The organism is Actibacterium sp. (assembly GCF_041584535.1).
GTDB lineage: Bacteria > Pseudomonadota > Alphaproteobacteria > Rhodobacterales > Rhodobacteraceae > Actibacterium_D.
Genome location: NZ_JBFHDW010000383.1, coordinates 1 through 2021, shown reverse-complemented (window position 1 = coordinate 2021; position 2021 = coordinate 1). Strand labels below are relative to the sequence as shown.

3 protein-coding genes and 1 pseudogene are annotated in these 2021 nt (G+C 58.9%); 1 reads left to right on the top strand and 3 read right to left on the bottom strand.

The features are described from left to right. Positions 1-144: 144 nt before the first annotated feature. Complete coding sequence (locus ABYW26_RS13890; RefSeq protein ID WP_372605503.1) at positions 145-333, bottom strand: hypothetical protein; 189 nt, start codon at positions 331-333, stop codon at positions 145-147. 206 nt (positions 334-539) lie between these two features. Beyond that, the gene (locus ABYW26_RS13885) at positions 540-734 is read right to left on the bottom strand and encodes a Flp family type IVb pilin (RefSeq protein WP_372605502.1); all 195 of its coding nucleotides are present in this window, start codon (positions 732-734) and stop codon (positions 540-542) included. A gap of 334 nt (positions 735-1068) precedes the next feature. Between ABYW26_RS13885 and ABYW26_RS13880 the strand changes: the two genes are divergently transcribed. Continuing rightward, positions 1069-1887, top strand: coding sequence for a lytic transglycosylase domain-containing protein (locus tag ABYW26_RS13880; RefSeq protein WP_372605501.1), 819 nt, complete (start codon positions 1069-1071; stop codon positions 1885-1887). Between the two features lie 50 nt (positions 1888-1937). Here ABYW26_RS13880 and ABYW26_RS13875 read toward each other — a convergent pair. Continuing rightward, a pseudogene (locus tag ABYW26_RS13875) lies at positions 1938-2021 on the bottom strand (succinyl-CoA--3-ketoacid-CoA transferase); the annotation flags it as partial.

The window sequence follows — 2021 nt, the reverse complement described above, 5'->3', positions numbered from 1 at the left end:
TCACTACGCATAGATCCCGGAATCGCAGTTCCGGGCGCACCTGTAGCCTTTATAGTCCCGCCAAATTGGGGCAAAAAAACGAACATACCGCGACTATACGGCGGATTTTTTCCGATTTGGCGACATTCGAAAGGGAAGAAGGGATCAGTTGCCAGCAGAGACGTTGATCGCGCCAACCTGGTCGGACATCGCGTCCGCAAGGGTCTGGTTACCATCTGCAAAGATATAGATGATCCCAAAGGCAAGGCCGACAACAGCCGAGGTCAGTACGACCCAGTCGACGGTAACGGCGCCGCTTTGATCTTGCAGGAACTGGCTCAGAATGGCACGCATTGCGTCCCCCAACAGACAATCAACCCCACTCGACCGATCCGCTTTGACGGCAACAGTCGACCCGTGGCCTTAATGGAACAGAAATAGGGTAATACCCGGACCATTTTGCGGCAGAATTGTGGCGCTTTGGTGCAAGTTTATGAAAGTCAACGCCGCACCCATGACTGGGCGCGGCGTTGAATTTTCAGGTGTCAGGCGTGTCTGACTTAGTTGCCGGCGCTCGGGGTAACGGCGCTCAGCTCGGTCGAGATCGCGGTTGCCAGAGTGGTCATGCCATCGTCGGCGGCATAGATCACGGCAAAGCCCAGACCCACAACAGCAGCGGTCAGCACAACCCAGTCAACGGTCACGGCGCCGGATTCGTCATTGTGGAAGTTCTTGATCATTTCAAACAGTTTCATGTCTTGGTCCCTTTCAAGGTGTATAAGCTCTGTCTTCAACTCAACGGCCTTGATGTGCCGTTTGGGTATGGGGGCATTACGCCCCGGCATTGCGGCGGGAATTGGGCAAGGGTTGGACAATTTTGGCGGGTGGTCAAAAAAATCGTAACCAATTGATAATATACAATAAAAAAACGTATAAAATTTCAATTACTGCTGGTTAACGGTGCATTTTGTCGCCTTATGCGTGCGGAAAGCCCCGGCACAAGCGTTGTGAATCAGTAAATTATTGGTGTTTCAGCCGGGTCTGTGCGACTGTATTGGAAACAAACAGGGCAGAGCAGGACCCCTGAAAATGACCGGATTTCGTCTTTTGGCCTGTGTTACGGCCGTGCTGTGTTATGGCGCTGTGCTGGCCGACACGCCGCCGCCCTATCCCGAGTTCAGCTTTCGCCGGGTCAAGCCGCCTGTGGCGGGGGCCAATCGCCTGATCACTGTTCAGATCGCCCCACCGGCCATTCTTCCGGCGCCGATGCACCTGCCCGAAGCCACGCCTGACCTCGCGCCCGAAGCCGCCATCGGCGATCTGGCGTGGTATTGGCAGCGGGTTTCGCCCGCATTGGCGGATAGCGGGCCTGGGCGGCTGGCCCCGGCGGTCGAGGCGTTGCGCGATGGGCCGGACGGCACAATGGTGCCTGCGCCCCGGTTGCAGATGATGCAGGATCTGGCCCGCGCTTACGGCATCGACATTCTGACCGCGACGGTGGGCACGCGGGTGTCGCCGGCCTTGGTGCTGGCGGTGATCGGGGTCGAAAGCCATGGTGACCCCAAAGCACAAAGCCCGAAAGGCGCGACCGGGCTGATGCAGTTGATGCCTGACACTGCCGCCCGGTTCGGCGTCGAAAACAGCGCCTTGCCGACCGAGAACATCAAGGGCGGCGTTGCCTATCTGGATTGGCTGATGGAGGAATTCGGCCGCGATCCGGTGCTGGTTCTGGCCAGCTATAACGCGGGCGAGGGCGCGGTGCGGCAAAACAACGGTGTGCCGCCCTATGCCGAAACCCGCGATTACGTGCCCCGGGTGCTGGCCGCGTGGACAGTGGCGCGCGGGCTGTGCATGACCCCGCCCGAGCTTGTGTCGGATGGTTGTGTGTTCAATCTGCCCGGCAACTGAAACGAAAACGGGGGCCGTGGCCCCCGTTTGCTTTGCTCTGCGATGGCGTCTTAGTTGACGATCGTCGCCTCGGTCGAGGCGCGCAGGTCGTCTTCGGTGACGCCTTCGGCGCATTCGACGATCTTCAGCCCGCC

Bases quoted from the DNA above. Each gene is read 5' to 3' on its own strand.
- ABYW26_RS13890 (WP_372605503.1), bottom strand. From the start codon at position 333: ATGCGTGCCATTCTGAGCCAGTTCCTGCAAGATCAAAGCGGCGCCGTT.
- ABYW26_RS13885 (WP_372605502.1), bottom strand. From the start codon at position 734: ATGAAACTGTTTGAAATGATCAAGAACTTCCACAATGACGAATCCGGC.
- ABYW26_RS13880 (WP_372605501.1), top strand. From the start codon at position 1,069: ATGACCGGATTTCGTCTTTTGGCCTGTGTTACGGCCGTGCTGTGTTAT.